The organism is Pseudomonas sp. Irchel 3A7, from assembly GCF_900187565.1.
Classification (GTDB): domain Bacteria; phylum Pseudomonadota; class Gammaproteobacteria; order Pseudomonadales; family Pseudomonadaceae; genus Aquipseudomonas.
Map to the genome: position 1 here is coordinate 98,417 of NZ_FYED01000005.1, position 19,103 is coordinate 117,519.

The window sequence follows — 19,103 nt, forward strand, 5'->3', positions numbered from 1 at the left end:
AGCCCCTTAAATCCACAACTTCTTGAAGTCACGTCCGCCGAAGATCAGGTTGACCATCGCGCGGGTGACCATGATGGCCGTGAACATCGAGGTCAGAACCCCGAGGGACATGGTCACGGCGAAGCCCTTGACCGGACCTGTACCCATGGCAAACAGGATCCCGCCCACCAGCAAGGTGGTCAGGTTGGCGTCGAGAATCGCGGTGAATGCGCGACCGAAACCTTCGTTGATTGCCCGCTGTACGCTCATGCCCGCCGCAATCTCCTCACGAATCCGCGAGAAGATCAGTACGTTGGCGTCGACCGCCATACCCATGGTCAACACGATACCGGCGATACCCGGCAGGGTCAGCGTGGCGCCCAGCAGCGACATCAGTGCCAGCAGCAGCACCATGTTCACACCCAGCGCAACCGTGGCGATGATGCCGAAGAAGCGATAGATGGCGATGATGAACAGCGAGACGAACAGCATGCCCCACAGCGACGCATCAACCCCCTTGACGATGTTGTCGGCACCCAGGCTTGGACCAATGGTGCGCTCTTCAGCGAAGTACATCGGCGCCGCCAGACCACCGGCACGCAACAGCAGCGCCAGTTCGGACGATTCGCCCTGGCCGGTCAGGCCGGTAATGCGGAATTGCGCACCCAGCGGCGACTGAATGGTCGCCAGGCTGATGATCTTCTTCTCTTCTTTGAACGACTGAACCGGCACTTCTTTTTCGACGCCGTTGACCACTTGCTTGGTGTAAGTGGTGACCGGACGCTGCTCGATGAAGATTACCGCCATGCTGCGACCGACGTTCGTACGGGTCGCACGACTCATCAGCTCGCCGCCGTGGCCGTCCAGACGAATGTTCACTTCCGGCGAACCGTGCTCGCCGAAGCCAGCCTTGGCGTCAGTCACCTGGTCGCCAGTGATGATCAGGCCACGCTCGATCTGCGCCGGAGGACGGTTGCCCTCACGGAATTCGAAAGTTTCGGAAGTGGCTTTCGAAGCACCCGGCTCGGCCGCCAGACGGAACTCGAGGTTGGCCGTCTTGCCGAGGATACGCTTGGCTTCTGCGGTGTCCTGTACGCCCGGCAGCTCAACCACGATACGGTTGGCGCCCTGACGCTGGACGATAGGTTCGGCAACACCCAGCTCGTTGACGCGGTTACGTACCGTGGTCAAGTTCTGCTTGATGGAGTATTCGCGGATTTCCGCCAGCTTCGCCGGGGTCATCGCCAGACGCAGTACCGGTTGGCCATTGAGGTCGGCCGGAACAATGTCGAAATCGTTGAAGTTCTTGCGGATGATCGAACGGGCCTGTTCGCGGGTCGCTTCATCGGAGAAGCCCAGCTGAATGGCACCGCCCAGTTGCGGCAGGCTGCGATAGCGCAGTTTCTCTTTACGCAACAGGCTCTTGACGTCGCCTTCGTAGACTTTCAGGCGTGCATCCAGGGCTTTGTCCATGTCCACTTCGAGCAGGAAGTGCACACCACCGGACAAGTCCAGACCCAGCTTCATCGGGTGCGCGGCCAGGCTGCGCAGCCATTGCGGGGTGGTTTGTGCCAGGTTCAGCGCGACGACGTAGTCATCACCCAGCGCCTTGCGCACGACGTCCTTGGCAGGCAACTGGTCTTCAGCCTTGACCAGGCGAATCAGACCGCCCTTGCCGCCGGCAGCCAGGGTGGCAGCCTTGACGTTGATCCCGGCTTCCTTGAGAGCTGCGCTCACACGGTCCAGATCAGCCTGATTGACCTGCAGCGCAGTGCTTGCACCGCTGACCTGAATGGCCGGGTCGTCAGGATAAAGATTGGGAGCGGAATAAATCAGACCGATCGCCAGCACCGCCAGGATCAGAATGTATTTCCACAGAGGGTATTTGTTCAGCATCACGCCGCCCGCTTATGACGCGGGGCGCCTTGCGCGCCCCGTCGATTGAGTAGAAGTTGAAACTTAGATCGCTTTCAGCGTGCCTTTTGGCAGCGTGGCGGCGATGGCGCCTTTCTGGAATTTCATTTCGACGGTGTCGGAAACTTCCAGAACGACGAAATCGTCGGCCACTTTGGTGATCTTGCCGGCGATGCCGCCGGTGGTCACGACTTCGTCGCCTTTCTGCAGGCTGCTCAGCAGGTTCTTCTGCTCTTTGGCGCGCTTGGCCTGTGGACGCCAGATCATCAGGTAGAAGATGACCAGAAAGCCGACCAGGAAAATCCACTCAAAGCCGCCGCCCATTGGGGATGCAGCTGCCGGTGCAGCAGCGTCAGCCATGGCATTAGAGATAAAAAAGCTCATTTAGCACTCCAGTTGCAAATGTTGAATCTTGGGGTCAGGAAACTCAGTCCAAAGGCGGAACGGGTAGCCCGCGTTTGGCGTAGAAGGCATCGACAAAGGCGGCCAATGTACCCTGTTGAATAGCCTCGCGCAAACCAGCCATAAGCACTTGATAATGACGCAAGTTATGGATGGTATTGAGCATGCTTCCCAGCATTTCGCCGCACTTGTCCAGGTGATGCAGATAAGCGCGGGAGAAGTTCTGGCAGGTATAGCAATCGCAGGTCGGATCCAGCGGCGAATCATCATGGCGATGGAACGCGTTACGGATCTTGATCACGCCAGTATCAATGAACAGATGCCCATTGCGGGCATTACGGGTTGGCATCACGCAATCGAACATGTCCACACCGCGGCGCACACCCTCAACCAGATCTTCCGGCTTGCCAACACCCATAAGGTAACGAGGTTTGTCAGCCGGCATCTGGCCCGGCAGATAATCCAGCACCTTGATCATCTCATGCTTGGGCTCGCCTACCGACAGACCGCCGATCGCCAGACCATCGAAGCCGATCTTGTCGAGGCCTTCCAGGGAGCGCATGCGCAAATCCTGGTGCATGCCGCCCTGAACGATGCCGAACAGCGCCGCCGTGTTGTCGGCATGGGCGTTCTTCGAGCGCTGGGCCCAACGCAGCGACAACTCCATGGACACGCGAGCGACGTCTTCGTCGGCCGGGTACGGCGTGCATTCGTCGAAAATCATCACGATGTCGGAACCCAGGTCACGCTGGACCTGCATCGACTCTTCCGGGCCCATGAACACCTTGGCGCCGTCGACCGGCGAGGCGAAGGTCACGCCCTCCTCCTTGATCTTGCGCATGGCGCCCAGGCTGAACACCTGGAAACCACCGGAGTCGGTCAGGATCGGGCCTTTCCACTGCATGAAATCGTGCAGGTCGCCGTGCTTCTTGATCACTTCCATGCCCGGGCGCAGCCACAGGTGAAAGGTGTTGCCCAGGATAATTTCAGCGCCAATCGCCTCGATATCCCGTGGCAGCATGCCCTTGACCGTGCCGTAGGTACCGACCGGCATGAAGGCCGGGGTCTCGACGGTGCCACGGGGGAAGGTCAGGCGACCACGACGAGCCTTGCCATCGGTGGCAAGCAGCTCAAACGACATGCGACATTCGCGACTCATACTGTTTCCTCTGGGCCTGGCTCTTTAGGACCGGCAGGCGCGGGGTTACGGGTGATGAACATCGCATCACCGTAGCTGAAAAAGCGGTATCCGTTGTCGACCGCGGCTTTATAGGCGGCCATGGTTTCCGGATAACCGGCAAACGCCGAAACCAGCATCAACAGCGTGGATTCGGGCAAATGGAAGTTGGTGACCAGGGCATCGACCACATGAAACGGCCGGCCCGGGTAGATGAAAATGTCGGTATCGCCACTGAACGGCTTGAGCACGCCATCACGGGCAGCGCTTTCCAGCGAACGCACACTCGTGGTCCCCACCGCCACCACCCGACCGCCGCGCGCACGACAGGCGGCAACCGCATCCACCACGTCCTGGCCGACTTCCAGCCATTCGCTGTGCATGTGGTGGTCTTCAATCTTCTCGACCCGCACCGGTTGGAAGGTGCCCGCGCCAACGTGCAAGGTCACGAACGCCGTCTCGACGCCCTTGGCCGCGATGGCCTCCATCAGCACCTGATCGAAATGCAGCCCCGCCGTCGGCGCCGCCACCGCGCCCAAACGCTCGGCGTAGACGGTCTGGTAACGCTCGCGGTCCGCGCCCTCATCCGGGCGGTCTATATAAGGAGGCAACGGCATGTGCCCGACGCGGTCGAGCAGCGGCAATACTTCTTCGGCAAAGCTCAACTCGAACAACGCATCATGACGCGCCAGCATCTCGGCTTCGCCACCTCCGTCGATGAGGATCTTCGACCCCGGCTTGGGCGACTTGCTGGAGCGCACATGGGCCAGCACGCGATGACTGTCCAGCACCCGCTCCACCAGAATTTCCAGCTTGCCGCCGGAAGCCTTCTGGCCAAACAGCCGCGCCGGAATCACCCGGGTATTGTTGAACACCATCAAATCGCCAGGGCGCAAATGCTCCAGCAAATCAGTGAATTGACGGTGTGCCAGGGCGCCGCTGACCCCATCCAGGGTCAACAGGCGACTACCGCGACGCTCGGCCAAAGGATGGCGGGCGATCAGCGAATCAGGGAGTTCGAAAGTAAAGTCAGCAACGCGCATGATGGGGTTCGTCTAGCAGGGCCGGGAAGTCTAGCGGAAATATCAAAAATTCTCCATGTACCTGATTGACCGACGGTTATCACCTCTCTATACTTCGCCGCCATTGAGCCCTGATGGCGGAATTGGTAGACGCGGCGGATTCAAAATCCGTTTTCGAAAGGAGTGGGAGTTCGAGTCTCCCTCGGGGCACCAAAATTAAGAAAGGTCTTGCTTAGCAAGGCCTTTTTTTTCGCCTAAAGAAAAGCACCTGACACCCCGCCGACCTGTGGGAGCCAGCCTGCTGGCGATGCTTTTTTTGATTTTTCGCACCCTCGGTCAGTAAGACACTCATCAAGGACTTCATCCATGGAATCGCAACTGGAAACCGTCGCCCTCTTCTCTCTTAAGCTGGCTTACGAGTCGGAAGGTCAGAGTCCGATTTTGCGAGATGACCTGGTCATGGGTGACTACCAGCGGGATGTGTTTGAGTTACTGGTGCGTCGGGGGGATGTTGAGGGGATTCAGGTGAAGGTGGGTGAGTGTGTGGGGTTAGCGCTGGAGGCTGTTGGGGGTGTGGATAAGCCGTTGGGGCGGGAGTTGCGGAGGTTGGCGAGTGAGTTTGCCGGGATCCAGACGATAAAGCAGATTGGTGCGCCGCTCATTGCGCTCAAGGATTTTTTGAAAGACATTCAATGAGTAAAGCGTCGCAGAAAAAACGGAGATGCCCAACAGGCATACCGACGCTAGCGCCACAGCCAGATCAAAAAATCTCTCCCTTTTTCCACCATGAGTCAAACGCTGTCGTGCATATTTTGCGCGGATCCACACCGGTCTCTGAATTGGCAGCGATATGACGATTTTTTCCTCCGGAACGCCTGCGCGTACGGATGCAATGAGAACCCGTCATGAAAGCGCAGTCCGCCCTGGATTCGACTCATTTTTACTTTTGACTTTCAGCCTGTTTTTTTTATAAATTTCGTAAAAAACAAAGTAGTCGCACCTTCTTGACTGTGAGAATCTGAGCTATCTTAAAAACATGATTAATCTCAGCAAGAAAAGGACTCGGAGCTAGACATGCATATTGAACGAGTACAGATTGAAGAAGGATTTCTTGACGGACTAGACGTAAGTTTCGCCCCCGGACTGAACGTTATCATTGGAGCAAGAGGCACAGGAAAAACATCTTTAATTGAAATAATAAGATACTGCCTAGATGTTACAAGCACGACATCTGACACAACTAAACGCAGCAAAGAACATGCTCTTTCGGTTCTAGGCTCCGGACAGGTCACGGTAACACTTTCAGAAAACGACCAAAAAATTGTCGTAACAAGAACCGCCAATGATTTATCGCCTCGAATTACATCACCATTTAAGAAACCAGTTGTATTTTCTCAGACGGAGATAGAAACCGTGGGCTTAGAGTCCGCCGGCAGACTTCGCCTCATAGATGGGTTCGTATCCTCACAAGGATCAACCGAATCGCACGAACGAGAAATAGTTGGAAAATGCCGAGCATTGACTTCTCAAGCGGAAACTTACAGAAGAGAAATTGACGAGCTAGAGCAACAATTAACATCCCTCCCCATACTTACGGAAGAGCTCCAAAAAATAATAGCGGCGGAGCAGGAGGTCTCAAAAACCTCCATTACGCTAAATGAAAAGACCCAAGCATTAAACATACAGTCCTCTGCCATATCCAAATCGGGAGTATTCGTCGAGCAAATTACACGACTCAGCAATGATATAGCAGCATGGTCGCATATAGTCAAACAAGCCGCAGATGCATCGCCTTCATACTCGTTGAATCTTGCATCGCCAGAAGCCGAACTAATTGAGCCTTTTCGAGACAGAATCAAATCCGTATCAAGCAGGTTGAACGCTGAGCTGCACGAAGTAATACAGATCTATCATGCGCTAGTGGCCATTACACAAACCGCCTCGTCTGAAAAAATCGTCCTGGAAGATAAGGCTCGTCAACTAAGACAAGAAGTAGATGCTATACAAGCTGGATCAGGCAGCATTCTACGAAGAGGCCAAGAGCTCAGAGAGCAAATAGCCAAACTTAACTCTATCGCTAGCTACATTACAGAACGAAAAAGTTTTCTTGCACAGCTTATTACTGAAAGATCTGCCGCACTAGATGAACTTGATCAAATTCGTTATAAGCGATTCGCTATGAGACAGCAGGCCACAGAGTGGCTGAATAGCATAGTGGGTCCTAACATAAAATTGTCAGTACTTAGAAACGGTCAATCTAAAATTTTTTCCGCGGCAATCGCCGAAGCCCTCAGGGGCAGTGGCATTCGATACGCGGACATAGCAGAAACGTTAGCCCTTCACATAAGCCCAAGGGCGTTAGTAGAAGCGGTTGACAACTTTGACGTTGAGCTTATAGAGCAAGCAGCGGGAATTACAGCTGATAGAGCATCTCGAATACTATCCCATTTAAAAGGATATGACTTGAGCGAGCTGTGTACGATCTGCATTGAAGACGAAGCATCTTTGCAGCTACTGGATGGAAGCGATTATAAAGATATCAACGAACTATCTACTGGACAACGTTGCACGGTAGTACTGCCATTGATTCTATCTCACATGAGCAGAATGCTAATAGTAGACCAACCGGAAGACCATATTGATAACGCTTTCATTGCCGATACCCTTATACGAGTAATTTTATCTCGTGGTGATCAAGGCCAGATAATATTTTCTACTCATAACCCCAACATCCCCGTTTTAGGAGATGCTGATTCGGTCCTTCATTTAGGATCGGATGGGCGACGAGGATTCAAAATTTCCGCTGGAGCGCTCCATGATGAGAAAATTGTTCATGCGATCAGCACTGTAATGGAGGGAGGAGCTAAAGCTTTCGCGACGCGAGCTTCCTTTTATGGAGACCATGGTTAAAAATGGATCGTGCTGAAGCCTTCAAGGCAATGCAGAGCAATCTAACGCACTTACGATTCACTGCCGTGAGGGCACTGGAGCGAACAGCTGTTGTTTCCGACATACCCATCCTACTTAAACTGAAATCGGCAGAACATGATTTTCATGTAAAAAAACGGCTTGAAGTTCTAATTTCGAAGCTTAGCATTTTACCCGAATTAGTAGTTGAACCTGAGGATACAATTCCAACCGAGGTTAGGCAAAAACTTCGATCAGAAGCGATTGAGTGGGTGGCTGGCCTTCTATTACACGAAATAGGTTCTAAATTAGGACTTCTAGCAAGCGCCGTAGCGCAAGAAATCCCCAACTATCAATTATCGCATTGCAAACGACGTATTGAAGCCCTTCAAGATACATTTGATGGTATAGAAGAACTGAAAAAAGCCACTTCAGTACCTAGACCGATCGATATGGACTTAGCATTATTTATTGATGAGCTATCCAAACTTGAAAATATTGGCGATCAAGTCGAGATTACGCTAGTTGGAATTAAACCCCTTATAGTCTTCTGCGACCGCAGCCTTCTTAGACTAGCGTTGTGTAATGGGATAAAAAATGCAATAGAAGCAACGTTATTAACAGCCACAGAACAACATAAACCTAGCATTGTAATAAGTTGGGGAACAACAGACCACGATTGCTGGATAAGCATTATAGACAACGGCCCTGGTCTTGCGAGTGACGTTAATAGATCATTTACGCTTGGCGAATCTTCAAAATCTGGGCATCTTGGTTTCGGACTAGGTATAGCTAAACAGGCAATAGAAACTTTACGTGGGCGTATTTCGCTGAGTAATTCAGCAGCCGGCGGAGCCCGCTACGAATTAAGATGGAGCTTAAACTTGTGAACATCCTGATTATTGAAGACGAAGAAGATTTTGTTAATGAGATTAAAAGCAGGGTCTCTTCAATGTGCAGAGCTCCTTCGTATGTGGTAGCCAGCACAAAAAGCTCGGCAATAGAACACATCACCAACGATTTTTTTGATCTTATTTTTCTAGACTTAAAAATTCCATCGGAAAATGGATCGATGGACAGCTCGCCAGAACATGGAAGAAGCATCTTAGATATTGCCGTAGCCGTAGCTCCAGGTACGCCTATCTTTATTTTAACAGGATCTTCAGCTGAGGAATTTCTACCAGATCTCTTGCAAATGGGTCATCAAGTAGATATCTGGGGACAAAACCAACCATTACCTGTAATAAACCTACAAAAGAAGCATCGACTTAACAACCTCGAGCCAGCAATTGCGCCTTATATTCATGGTTGCGATGCCATATTTGACATTGAACTTCAGTTTAACGAAGAACTTTCAACGTCTGAAATCAGACTAATTCGAATATTTACCAGATCTGTCGGTGGTGTTTTTTGTAAAATATCGCGCATAGGGGGAGGGCTTTCAGGCGCATCAGTATTTAAACTTTTAGTTACCGATTCTAATGGCTCAAAAATCCATGATTCGGTTGCCAAAATAGGTAGTCCCGCTGCAATCCATGATGAAGTTGATCGCTATGATCGGCTTGTCGTGCGCTTGGAAGCAAGTGCCACACCTAGAAAATTATCATTAGTAAATCACGGTGCAAAAAATATTTCTGGCGTTTTCTATGGCCTAGCAAATGCATCCGAAAGCACTGCATTTTCTTTCATGTCCGGCGGCAGCGGGCAAGTCATTAATAATGTCGCAGCTTCTATGAATAATTGGCATTCAGCAGCAGTGCAACGGCGACTCACCGTGGCAGACATTCGAAGATGTTTTATCAGCGATGAAAAATTCCTATCTATTCGCGGTCACATCAAACATGATTGGATCGAAAATTTTGAACGATCTATTGTGCAAGTAAACTGGGGCTGCACTCATAGCGACCTGCATGGTTACAACATTTTAGTTTCCTCTAATTTTATTCCGGTTCTTATCGACTACGGTGATGTGGGCGAATGTGCTTGTAGTCGAGACCCGATTACACTTGAACTCAGCTCGCTTTTTCATGTTCAGGGCCCATTTGTTAACAGTGGCTGGCCAAGTGAAAAAACGGCATCAAACTGGGGCAAGAAACAATTCATAGATGAAACATGCCCCGCCCCCGAGTTTTTCTTAAGTTGTTTAGCATGGGCTGAAAGCGTTGCAGTTGGCAAAAGAGAAAGAGCCGCCGTTGCCTATGGTTACTTGGCTCGCCAATTTAAGTATGAGGATTGCGACCACCGATTGGCAAATATGCTGATTGCAGGAGCAAAGAACCTTTTTGATGACGCTTAGCAATGATATTACTTGATAGTGTCCAACCACATAAAACGAGCTACTTCGACTGATTTCAAATTAGGCAAAAGGAAAACGCCGTATCGCTCATCAAGGACGAGATGCATACGGCTTTTCTTACTACCCCCCAAATAAATGGTAAACATCCACCACTCTCCGACCGTTTTCAATCTTTTCAACTGGGATCAAGCTACTTTAGCTCCTTGATCGCCAACCAATAAGCTGATAAAACGCACACCAGCTAACATCTTAAAGTCACCGCAATTTCAAGACCTTGCGGCCTCGACACTTCTGCGCATACTTACTCCAGTATCACCGATATCCATCCGTGAACTATACACTCATCTAAATCGTGACGGTAAAAGTCGTTCCTACAATAAGAACGTTGAGCGTTTCCTGGTTTCGAATGGTTGGCTTATGAATCTTTTGAGGTTGCAGGAAAGTGACCTCCACGATACCCTCCCACCCGTCGCTGCCAATTCAGCGACCGGGTGTGGTAACCCGAGTTATTCAAGGCGCAACAGCGCCCCAATCACGTCATCAGGCGCTTTTTTTATGCCTGCGGCGTGAGTTATGGCGGCTGTGCGTGGGACGCCCTCGGGCGTGCCGGTTTCCTTGATTCCCGGTTTACCACCCTGCGCACAGCTGTCACCCATTCGTGTGGTAACGAACGTGGCAGCTCCTCATATCAAGGAGTTGGATAATGCGCAGTATCAATCCGTTTGAAATTTGGCTTTTCCCTCTAGGCGATTTCCAATCGCGTAACCCCCTCCCCCATTGCCTCTCCATCCTCGGAGGTGGCCAATGACCGAACAACCCGAACTCAAAACCATCGGTTTAACCCCCGCCATCTACTGCTCCGATCAACCTCTATTCCATGTCACCCGCGACGTCCCTCTCGGCGATGCGTTGGCCATGGCTTCTGATTTTCTGTTTCTCGCCAAGGCGCTGACCAAGGATGCGGCTTATGCCAGGGACACGGATTACCACGCCTGGGCTGCGCATTATTTGACGGCGATGAGTAAGGCGGTGGTGGATGATGCGGTGAAGGTGCTGACTCGGGATCGGACTTCTGTGCAGGCATCCAAGCGGGCGGCGGCGAAGGCTGAAGAGTAGTTGTTGATGTCTGTGGGTTTGGGTTGCTTGCGATGTTGGTGGCTGGTTCAGGATTGATGCTGATTGGGCTGGCGCTTTCGCGGGCGAGCCCGCTCCCACAGGGGTTGGGGTGAGTTGGCTGGCATTGTTTGGCTTGAGTGGGGGAGTTGTTTTTTGTTTCAGCTCTGCATTCGGCATTGGTGTTGGCTGGGCTGCCGCTTTCGCGAGCAGGCTCGCTCCCACAGGGGGTTTGTGTGTTGGTTGGTATTTGGTTTGGCCCCGGGGTTTCCGGGGCTTTTTGTTGGGGGTGGTTAAAGCAGATGTTGGGAAATCAGCTTGGAAACTTCCACCATCGACGTCTTGCCGGTGAATTCGAATTTCACCTTCCCCAGCGATGAGAAGTAGATCTCCAGCTCGGAGTCCAGGTCGAACGTGCCTGAGGTTTCTACCGAGTAGGCCACGATGTTTTTGTAGGGCAATGAGGTGAAGTCTTTTTTGCTGCCGGTGATGCCCTGGACGTTGACCGAGATGATGCGTTTGTTGGTGAACACCACGCCGTCGCGCATGGATTTGTAGGCGTCGATGACGTGTTCGCCGTCGATCAACAGGGCGGAAACGCGTTCGGCGTACTCGTCGTTTTGCTTGAGCTTGAAGAATCCCTTGTTGTTGAAATCAATCATCAGTCTTTCCCTGTTTTTCAAATGAACGGCTTGAGCCTGACTTCATAGCGTATTTCGATCGAGATTGCAGGGCCAGCCCCCCACGCCGCATTCAGCATTGACGTTGGATGGACTGGCGCTTTCGCGAGCAAGCTTTGCTCCTACGACGGCCCGGAGTTCTTCGGGGATTACAAATGCGCACAGTTTAGCGACCAAAAACGCGTGACCGTCCCCCTTCCCTGTAGTGAGATACGGCTATGGTTTGAATTGGCTGTGCATGGGCATTTGGCGGGATGGTTATGACAACGAATCGGAATCACACATGGAAGCGCTGATTAATCCGGACGTTCTGCGATGGGCGCGGGAGCGAGCATCCCTTAGCACGAGCACCCTGGCCAAGAGTCTTGGGACGCAGGAAGACAACGTGTTGGCCTGGGAGCAAGGCAAGAAGAAGCCCTCTTTCAATCAGGCAATGAATTACGCCCGGCAGACGTACATCCCGTTTGGATACCTTTACCTGCCTCACCCCCCAGAGGAAAGTCTTCTTCTGCCAGACCTCAGAACGATCAATGGAAAACGCGAGCACGAATACAGCCTGGCCCTGAGGGATACCATCAGGTGGGCCATGGAAAGACAGGAATGGTATCGCGATTACCTGATCAGCCAGGGCATCACTGAAAATGGAGCGGTTGGAAAGTTTTCGGTGAGCGATAGCGCCGAAATGATCGTTGCAGACATCCGAGCGACCTTAGGTATTCCCCCCAAGCCCAATCGTGGCGATTTTGATGACTATTTCAAAAATCTGGTCAGCACGATTGAAAGCGCCGGCATCCTTGTGATGCGCAACAGTATTGTGAATAACAATACGAGCAGGCCATTGCGTGTAGAAGAGTTCAGAGGTTTCGCAATCAGCGATACCTTAGTGCCCGTCATTTTTATCAACACAGCAGATTGCCCTGAGGCAAGGCTATTCACGCTAGCCCATGAGGTATCTCATATCTGGATAGGCTGCTCCGGTGTGTCTGACGGGGAGCCTGCAAGTCATCGAGCGGAAGAGATCTTGTGCAATGCAGTAGCGGCAGAGCTATTAACGCCTGGTCGCGAATTCCTTTCCGCTTGGGACGTTGATATTGAGTGGCAAGAAAACATCCCGCACCTGACAAAAATCTTCCATGTGAGTGGCTCGGTCATAGCCCGGCGCGCCCTGACCTTCAACCTCATAACGGCAGACGAATATGGAGTGTTCGTTGCCAGAAAGCTCGCTGAACACAAGGCTCGCTGTAAGGATGGAGCACCGCCATACAGCAGATTGCAGACAGGGCGGGTCAGCAAAACCCTCGCTATGGCAGTGGCCAGTGAAGCATTAAGCGGAAGAATGCTTCTTCGAGATGCGGCGCGCTTGATTGGCGTGAAACCGCACAAGCTGTCTGAATATTCTAAAAAGGAATTTGGAATTTGAGTTATCTGCTGGATATGAATTCCTGCATACAGGCGAAAAACACTCACTACCGGATGGGTTTTTGTCCTGGACTCTGGGACTGGTTAGACAAGGCATACGATGCCGGTAAGATTTCCAGCGTCTCGCTTGTATACAAGGAATTAGTTGAATTCGGCGATGACCTGTCCAAATGGGCGAAAGAAAGGCCAAATCACTTTTTACCAGTCGACGACTCCAGCACACAGATAACCTTTACGCGGATCGCGACGTTTGTCATGGACATGCCTCTCCCTAAACAGACAGAAAAAATTCGCTTTCTCGATGGGGCCGATCCATGGTTGATTGCAAAAGCGCACGCAACCAGGCAGACCGTAGTAACCCACGAGGTGTTGGTGCCTTCGACAAGTCAGAAAATCAAAATCCCCAATATTTGCCAGCAGTTCAATGTCCCTTACATCAGTGCGTTTGATCTGCTTGATACGCTTAATGCCAAGCTTGTTTTTGGTGACCATTCTTAGAATATAAAATGAAAGAAGGGACAGGCCACGCTTCCCCGGTATTCAACATCTATGTTGTTTGGGCTGGCGCTTTCGCGAGCAGGCTCGCTCCCACAGAGGGCTCGTGTCAGCACTATCGCTGAGTAGATCAACGCATCTGCTCCGTAGAATCGCCCACAGATCTGACGCTTCTTCTCCCCTCTAATGCTTGCTATACATCCCCCACGACAAGCCCATACAGGCATTAAGCCACTGACCGAGGCTCCCGTGCCCCGCTCAACTAGACTTAATGGAGAGTCGTAGGCAGAACCGAACACGTCGCTTTGGTGCAGTTCGATCAATAGCCGCGTGGCAAGCTGCCCTTTATGCCCGGTAGAGGTGCGGCGAAGACCGCATTGGGCACAACAAGATGCCCGCCAAGGGTGCCCTGGCCAACGGCCTGAAAATGCCACGATACCGTGACGTGGTGTGAATGCCGCAGCCGACACTTTCGGACGACCGACGACCTTCTGGTTTGTCCGTGACCGTGAGGATTGCTGAATGCCTGATGAGAGTTTGCACCTGTCTGTGGTCAACACTCTGCTGGAGCGCCATAAGGGCACTCCCGGCGCGCTGTTGCCGATTCTTCATGATATTCAGGAGCGCATCGGCTACATCCCCGATGCGGCCGTCCCCGAGATTGCTCATGCCCTGAACCTGAGTCAGGCCGAGGTTCGCGGGGTGATCAGTTTTTACCATGACTTCCGTACCTCGCCGCCGGCCCGCCATATTCTGCGTCTGTGCCGCGCCGAGTCGTGCCAGAGCCGTGGTGCCGAGCAGTTGGCCGCACAGTTGCGCGATCGTCTGCAACTGGATGACCACGGCAGCAGCGCCGATGGCAGCATCAGTTTGCGCCCCGTTTATTGCCTCGGTGCCTGCGCCTGTTCGCCCGCTCTGGAGCTGGATGGTCGGGTGCATGCGCGGCTCAGTGCCGAGCGTTTGGATGCCCTGCTTGATGCTTGCCGGGAGGACGCGTGATGCCGACTCTTTATCTGCCCTGTGATTCGCTGGCCCGTGCCGTGGGCGCCGAAGAGGTGTCCACGGCGCTGATCACTCAGGCCAAGGCACTTAATCTGCCGCTGGAGCTGCAGCGCACCAGTTCGCGGGGCCTGTATTGGCTGGAACCGCTGTTGGAAGTGGACACGGCGCAAGGCCGGATTGGTTTCGGTCCGCTGACCGCTGCCGATGTGCCGTCCGTGCTCGAGGCGCTGCAAGGTGAGCCGTCCGCTCATCCACTGGCCCTGGACCGGGTGGACGAGTTGCCTTATCTCAAGTCTCAGCAACGCCTGCTGTTCGCCCGCGCCGGTATTACCCGGCCCTTGTCGCTGGAAGATTACCAGGCCCACGGCGGTTTCGAGGGTTTGAAAAGGGCCATCGCGGTGGGTGGCGAGCAGACCGCGACGGAAGTATTTGATTCCGGCCTGCGTGGTCGTGGCGGCGCAGCCTTCCCCGCCGGGATCAAATGGCGCACGGTGCGCGGCACTCAGGCGGCGCAGAAATACATCGTGTGCAACGCCGACGAAGGCGATTCCGGCACCTTTGCCGACCGCATGTTGATGGAAGGCGACCCCTTCCTGCTGATCGAAGGCATGGCGATTGCCGGCCTCTGCACCGGCGCCACCTTCGGCTACATCTATGTGCGCTCGGAATATCCGGATGCCGTGGCCACTCTGCGTCAGGCACTGAACATCGCCCGTGACGCCGGTTATCTCGGCGCCAATGTCGGCGGCAGCGGTCAGGCCTTCGATATGGAAGTACGAGTGGGTGCCGGTGCGTACATCTGCGGTGAAGAAACCGCACTGCTGGACTCTCTGGAAGGCAAACGCGGAATCGTCCGCGCCAAGCCGCCGATCCCCGCTTTGCAAGGATTGTTCGGCCTGCCAACACTGGTACACAACGTACTGACCCTGGCCTCGGTGCCACTGATTCTGGCCAAAGGTGCACAGTTCTATCGCGATTACGGCATGGGCCGTTCCCTGGGCACCATGCCTTTCCAACTGGCCGGCAACATCCGTCACGGCGGTCTGGTGGAACGGGCCTTTGGCCTGACCCTGCGCGAGCTGGTGGAAGACTACGGTGGCGGTACCGCCAGTGGCCGGCCGCTGAAGGCTGCGCAGGTGGGCGGTCCGCTGGGCGCCTGGGTGCCGCCGTCACAATTCGATACGCCGCTGGATTACGAGGCCTTCGCCGCCATCGGCGCGATGCTCGGTCACGGCGGCGTGGTGGTGGCTGATGACACATTGGACATGGCCCACATGGCCCGTTTTGCCATGCAGTTCTGCGCTGAGGAATCCTGCGGTAAATGCACACCCTGCCGCATCGGCTCGACCCGCGGCGTGGAGGTGATCGACCGCCTGCTGGCCGCGCCGGATCAGGCCGGCCGTGATGAGCAGGTGATCATCCTCAAGGACCTCTGCGACACGCTGCAATACGGTTCGCTGTGCGCGCTGGGCGGCATGACCTCCTATCCGGTCGCCAGCGCCCTCAAGTACTTCCCCGCCGACTTCGGTCTGCAAGCCTCGGAGGCCGAGCAATGATTACTCTCTTCGACCCGAAAACCGATATCGATTTAGGCACGCCGGCCCGCGAAAGCGATGTGCAGATCACCCTGAACATCGACGGCCGCAGCATCACCGTGCCCGAAGGCACCTCGGTGATGCGCGCTGCGGCGCTGATGGGCACCACCATTCCCAAGCTCTGTGCCACCGACAGTCTGGAAGCCTTCGGCTCCTGCCGCATGTGCCTGGTGGAGATCGATGGCATGCGCGGCTACCCCGCGTCTTGCACAACGCCGGTCACCGAAGGCATGACCGTGCACACCCAGACGCCCAAGCTCGCCACCCTGCGGCGCAACGTCATGGAGTTGTACATCTCCGATCACCCGCTGGACTGCCTGACCTGCTCGGCCAACGGCAACTGCGAGTTGCAAACCGTGGCCGGTCAGGTCGGCCTGCGGGAAGTGCGTTACGGCTATGAAGGCGAGAACCATCTGGAGGACGTGAAAGACACCTCCAACCCTTATTTCGACTACGACCCGAGCAAGTGCATCGTCTGCAACCGCTGCGTGCGTGCCTGTGAAGAAACCCAGGGTACTTTCGCCCTGACCATCACCGGGCGCGGTTTTGAATCCCGCGTGGCCGCTGCCGGCGGTGATAACTTCCTCGACTCCGAATGCGTGTCCTGCGGCGCCTGTGTGCAGGCCTGCCCTACCGCGACGCTGATGGAAAAAAGCGTGGTCGAACTGGGCCAGCCGGAACGCAGCGTGATCACCACCTGTGCCTATTGCGGCGTGGGCTGCTCGTTCCGCGCCGAGATGAAAGGCGACCAACTGGTGCGCATGGTGCCGGACAAGAACGGCCAGGCCAACCACGGCCACTCCTGCGTCAAAGGGCGTTTTGCCTGGGGCTACGCCACCCACCCGGATCGCATCACCAAGCCGATGATCCGCAAAAACATCAGCGACCCGTGGCAGGAAGTCAGCTGGGATGAAGCGGTGACCTACGCCGCCAGCGAATTCCGTCGCTTGCAACAGAAATACGGTCGCGATTCCATCGGTGGCATCACCTCCAGCCGTTGCACCAACGAAGAAACCTACCTGGTGCAGAAACTGGTGCGCGCCGCCTTCGGCAACAACAACGTCGACACCTGTGCGCGGGTCTGCCATTCGCCGACCGGCTATGGCCTGAAACAAACCCTGGGCGAGTCCGCCGGCACCCAGAGCTTCGACTCGGTGATGCAGGCCGATGTGATCCTGGTGATGGGCGCCAACCCCAGCGATGCGCACCCGGTGTTCGCCTCGCAACTCAAGCGCCGTCTGCGTGAAGGCGCACGGCTGATCGTCATCGACCCACGGCGCATTGATCTGGTGGACTCGGTGCACGCCCGCGCCGAATATCACTTGGCCCTGCGCCCCGGCACCAACGTCGCCATGCTCAACGCCTTGGCCCATGTGATCATCACTGAAGGCTTGCAAGACCAGCCCTTCATCGACGCCCGTTGCGAGGGCAACGACTTCGCCCGTTGGAGCGAGTTCGTCAGCCGCGCGGAAAACTCGCCGGAAGCCCTTGGCCCGATCTGCGGCGTAGAACCTGCCGACATCCGTGCCGCCGCTCGCCTGTATGCCACCGGTGGCAATGCGGCGATCTATTACGGCCTGGGCGTCACCGAGCACAGCCAGGGCAGCACGGCGGTGATGGGCATTGCCAACCTGGCCATGGCCACCGGCAACATCGGTCGCGAAGGCGTGGGCGTGAACCCGCTGCGGGGGCAGAACAACGTGCAGGGCTCCTGCGACATGGGTTCGTTCCCTCACGAGTTGCCCGGCTACCGGCACATTTCCAACGAAACCGTCCGCACGCAATTCGAACAGGCGTGGAACGTCACCCTGCAACCCGACCCGGGCCTGCGTATTCCCAACATGTTCGAGTCGGCACTGGCCGGCAGCTTCAAAGGGCTGTACTGCCAGGGCGAAGACATCGCCCAGAGCGACCCGAATACCCAGCACGTCACCGCGGCCCTGTCGGCCATGGAATGCGTGGTGGTGCAGGACATCTTCCTCAACGAAACGGCGAAGTTCGCCCACGTGTTCCTGCCGGGCGCTTCGTTCCTGGAAAAGGACGGCACCTTCACCAACGCCGAGCGCCGTATTTCGCGGGTACGCAAGGTCATGGACCCGCTGGGCGGCAAGGCCGACTGGGAAGGCACCGTGGCCCTGGCCAACGCCTTGGGCTATCCGATGAACTACAAGCACCCATCGGAAATCATGGATGAAATCGCCAGCCTGACGCCGACCTTCACCAACGTCAGCTACGCCGAACTGGAACGCCACGGCAGCCTGCAATGGCCGTGCAACGCTGCGGCACCGGATGGCACGCCGACCATGCACATCGAGCAGTTCGTGCGCGGCAAGGGGCGCTTCATGCTCACCGGCTATGTGCCCACCGAAGAGAAGGTCAACAGCCGCTACCCGCTGCTGCTCACCACCGGGCGCATCCTCAGCCAGTACAACGTCGGCGCCCAGACCCGGCGTACCGAGAACGTCGCCTGGCACGACGAAGACCGCCTGGAAATCCACCCGACCGATGCCGAAAGCCGGGGCATCAACGAAGGCGACTGGGTCGGCATCGGCAGCCGTGCCGGGCAGACCGTACTGCGTGCGAAGGTCACCGAACGGGTCGCCCCGGGCGTGGTGTACACCACATTCCACTTCCCGGAATCGGGGGCCAACGTGATTACCACGGATAACTCCGACTGGGCCACCAACTGTCCGGAGTACAAGGTCACCGCCGTGGAAGTCAGCCGCGTCTACCACCCTTCCGAGTGGCAAAAACGCTTCCAGAAATTCACCGACGAACAGCACCGCCTGCTCAAGGAACGCCGTCAAGGTGCTAAAGCGGAGGTGCGTCGATGAGTACTGAGAACCTGATCAAGATGGCCAACCAGATCGCTCAGTACTTCGCCAGCGAACCGGACCAGCAACAGGCTGTACTGGGTGTGCGTAACCATCTGCAAATGTTCTGGACGCCGGGCATGCGCAAGGAATTGCTGGCCTGGCAGAAGGAGCACCACGGGGCGGATTTGCATCCGTTGGCCCAAGAAGCGGTCAGTGGCGCGGGGTGGGAAGCTTAGATAAGGAGAACAGTGCGAAAACCTGTGGGAGCGAGCCTGCTCGCGAATGC

General features: G+C 55.1%; 16 protein-coding genes and 1 tRNA gene. 12 read left to right on the forward strand and 5 right to left on the reverse strand.

What is annotated here, in order from left to right; all coding sequences use genetic code 11:
• Positions 1-6 precede the first annotated feature (6 nt).
• From secD to queA, 4 genes are all read right to left on the reverse strand, one after another.
• Entirely contained in the window at positions 7-1,875 is a 1,869-nt protein-coding gene (gene secD, locus CKW21_RS09855) for a protein translocase subunit SecD (RefSeq protein ID WP_095193783.1), read from the reverse strand.
• Between the two features lie 63 nt (positions 1,876-1,938).
• Complete coding sequence (gene yajC, locus CKW21_RS09860) at positions 1,939-2,277, reverse strand: preprotein translocase subunit YajC (RefSeq protein WP_016773317.1); 339 nt, start codon at positions 2,275-2,277, stop codon at positions 1,939-1,941.
• Positions 2,278-2,320: 43 nt separating this feature from the next.
• Positions 2,321-3,436 carry a tRNA guanosine(34) transglycosylase Tgt gene (gene tgt, locus CKW21_RS09865; protein ID WP_170948654.1) on the reverse strand — a complete coding sequence of 372 codons (1,116 nt, stop codon included), beginning with the start codon at positions 3,434-3,436 and terminating at the stop codon, positions 2,321-2,323.
• A 14-nt stretch (positions 3,437-3,450) separates the two neighbouring features.
• A complete protein-coding gene (queA, locus tag CKW21_RS09870; protein WP_095193785.1) occupies positions 3,451-4,515 on the reverse strand; it encodes a tRNA preQ1(34) S-adenosylmethionine ribosyltransferase-isomerase QueA in 1,065 nt (354 codons plus the stop codon).
• Between the two features lie 107 nt (positions 4,516-4,622).
• Between queA and CKW21_RS09875 the strand changes: the two genes are divergently transcribed.
• The 6 genes from CKW21_RS09875 (at position 4,623) to CKW21_RS09900 (ending at position 10,813) form a co-directional block, all read left to right on the forward strand.
• Positions 4,623-4,707 (forward strand) — tRNA-Leu (locus CKW21_RS09875).
• A 153-nt stretch (positions 4,708-4,860) separates the two neighbouring features.
• Positions 4,861-5,190 carry a hypothetical protein gene (locus CKW21_RS09880; RefSeq protein ID WP_095193786.1) on the forward strand — a complete coding sequence of 110 codons (330 nt, stop codon included), beginning with the start codon at positions 4,861-4,863 and terminating at the stop codon, positions 5,188-5,190.
• 378 nt (positions 5,191-5,568) lie between these two features.
• A complete protein-coding gene (locus CKW21_RS09885) occupies positions 5,569-7,404 on the forward strand; it encodes an AAA family ATPase (RefSeq protein ID WP_095193787.1) in 1,836 nt (611 codons plus the stop codon).
• Positions 7,405-7,406: 2 nt separating this feature from the next.
• Positions 7,407-8,291, forward strand: coding sequence for a sensor histidine kinase (locus CKW21_RS09890; protein ID WP_095193788.1), 885 nt, complete (start codon positions 7,407-7,409; stop codon positions 8,289-8,291).
• Entirely contained in the window at positions 8,288-9,697 is a 1,410-nt protein-coding gene (locus CKW21_RS09895) for a hypothetical protein (RefSeq protein WP_170948652.1), read from the forward strand. The genes CKW21_RS09890 and CKW21_RS09895 overlap by 4 nt, the downstream gene beginning before the upstream one ends.
• Before the next feature lie 804 nt (positions 9,698-10,501).
• Positions 10,502-10,813 (forward strand): DUF3077 domain-containing protein, encoded by a 312-nt coding sequence (locus CKW21_RS09900; protein ID WP_095193790.1) that lies wholly within the window; start codon positions 10,502-10,504, stop codon positions 10,811-10,813.
• Positions 10,814-11,103: 290 nt separating this feature from the next.
• Here CKW21_RS09900 and CKW21_RS09905 read toward each other — a convergent pair whose 3' ends face one another.
• On the reverse strand, positions 11,104-11,472 hold the full coding sequence (locus CKW21_RS09905) for a PH domain-containing protein (protein ID WP_095193791.1): 369 nt from the start codon (positions 11,470-11,472) through the stop codon (positions 11,104-11,106).
• Positions 11,473-11,773: 301 nt separating this feature from the next.
• Here CKW21_RS09905 and CKW21_RS09910 point away from each other — a divergent pair, with 301 nt between their 5' ends.
• The 6 genes from CKW21_RS09910 (at position 11,774) to CKW21_RS09935 (ending at position 19,053) form a co-directional block, all read left to right on the forward strand.
• Positions 11,774-12,910 carry an ImmA/IrrE family metallo-endopeptidase gene (locus CKW21_RS09910; RefSeq protein ID WP_095193792.1) on the forward strand — a complete coding sequence of 379 codons (1,137 nt, stop codon included), beginning with the start codon at positions 11,774-11,776 and terminating at the stop codon, positions 12,908-12,910.
• Positions 12,907-13,407, forward strand: coding sequence for a DUF4411 family protein (locus CKW21_RS09915; RefSeq protein ID WP_095193793.1), 501 nt, complete (start codon positions 12,907-12,909; stop codon positions 13,405-13,407). The genes CKW21_RS09910 and CKW21_RS09915 overlap by 4 nt, the downstream gene beginning before the upstream one ends.
• A 519-nt stretch (positions 13,408-13,926) precedes the next feature.
• A complete protein-coding gene (locus tag CKW21_RS09920) occupies positions 13,927-14,403 on the forward strand; it encodes a formate dehydrogenase subunit gamma (protein ID WP_095193794.1) in 477 nt (158 codons plus the stop codon).
• Positions 14,403-15,962, forward strand: a complete 1,560-nt coding sequence (locus CKW21_RS09925; protein WP_095193795.1) for an NADH-quinone oxidoreductase subunit NuoF — start codon at positions 14,403-14,405, stop codon at positions 15,960-15,962. Before CKW21_RS09920 ends, CKW21_RS09925 begins: the two co-directional genes overlap by 1 nt.
• Positions 15,959-18,835 carry a formate dehydrogenase subunit alpha gene (gene fdhF / locus CKW21_RS09930; protein WP_095193796.1) on the forward strand — a complete coding sequence of 959 codons (2,877 nt, stop codon included), beginning with the start codon at positions 15,959-15,961 and terminating at the stop codon, positions 18,833-18,835. Before CKW21_RS09925 ends, fdhF begins: the two co-directional genes overlap by 4 nt.
• Complete coding sequence (locus CKW21_RS09935; RefSeq protein ID WP_095193797.1) at positions 18,832-19,053, forward strand: formate dehydrogenase subunit delta; 222 nt, start codon at positions 18,832-18,834, stop codon at positions 19,051-19,053. Before fdhF ends, CKW21_RS09935 begins: the two co-directional genes overlap by 4 nt.
• Positions 19,054-19,103: the final 50 nt, after the last annotated feature.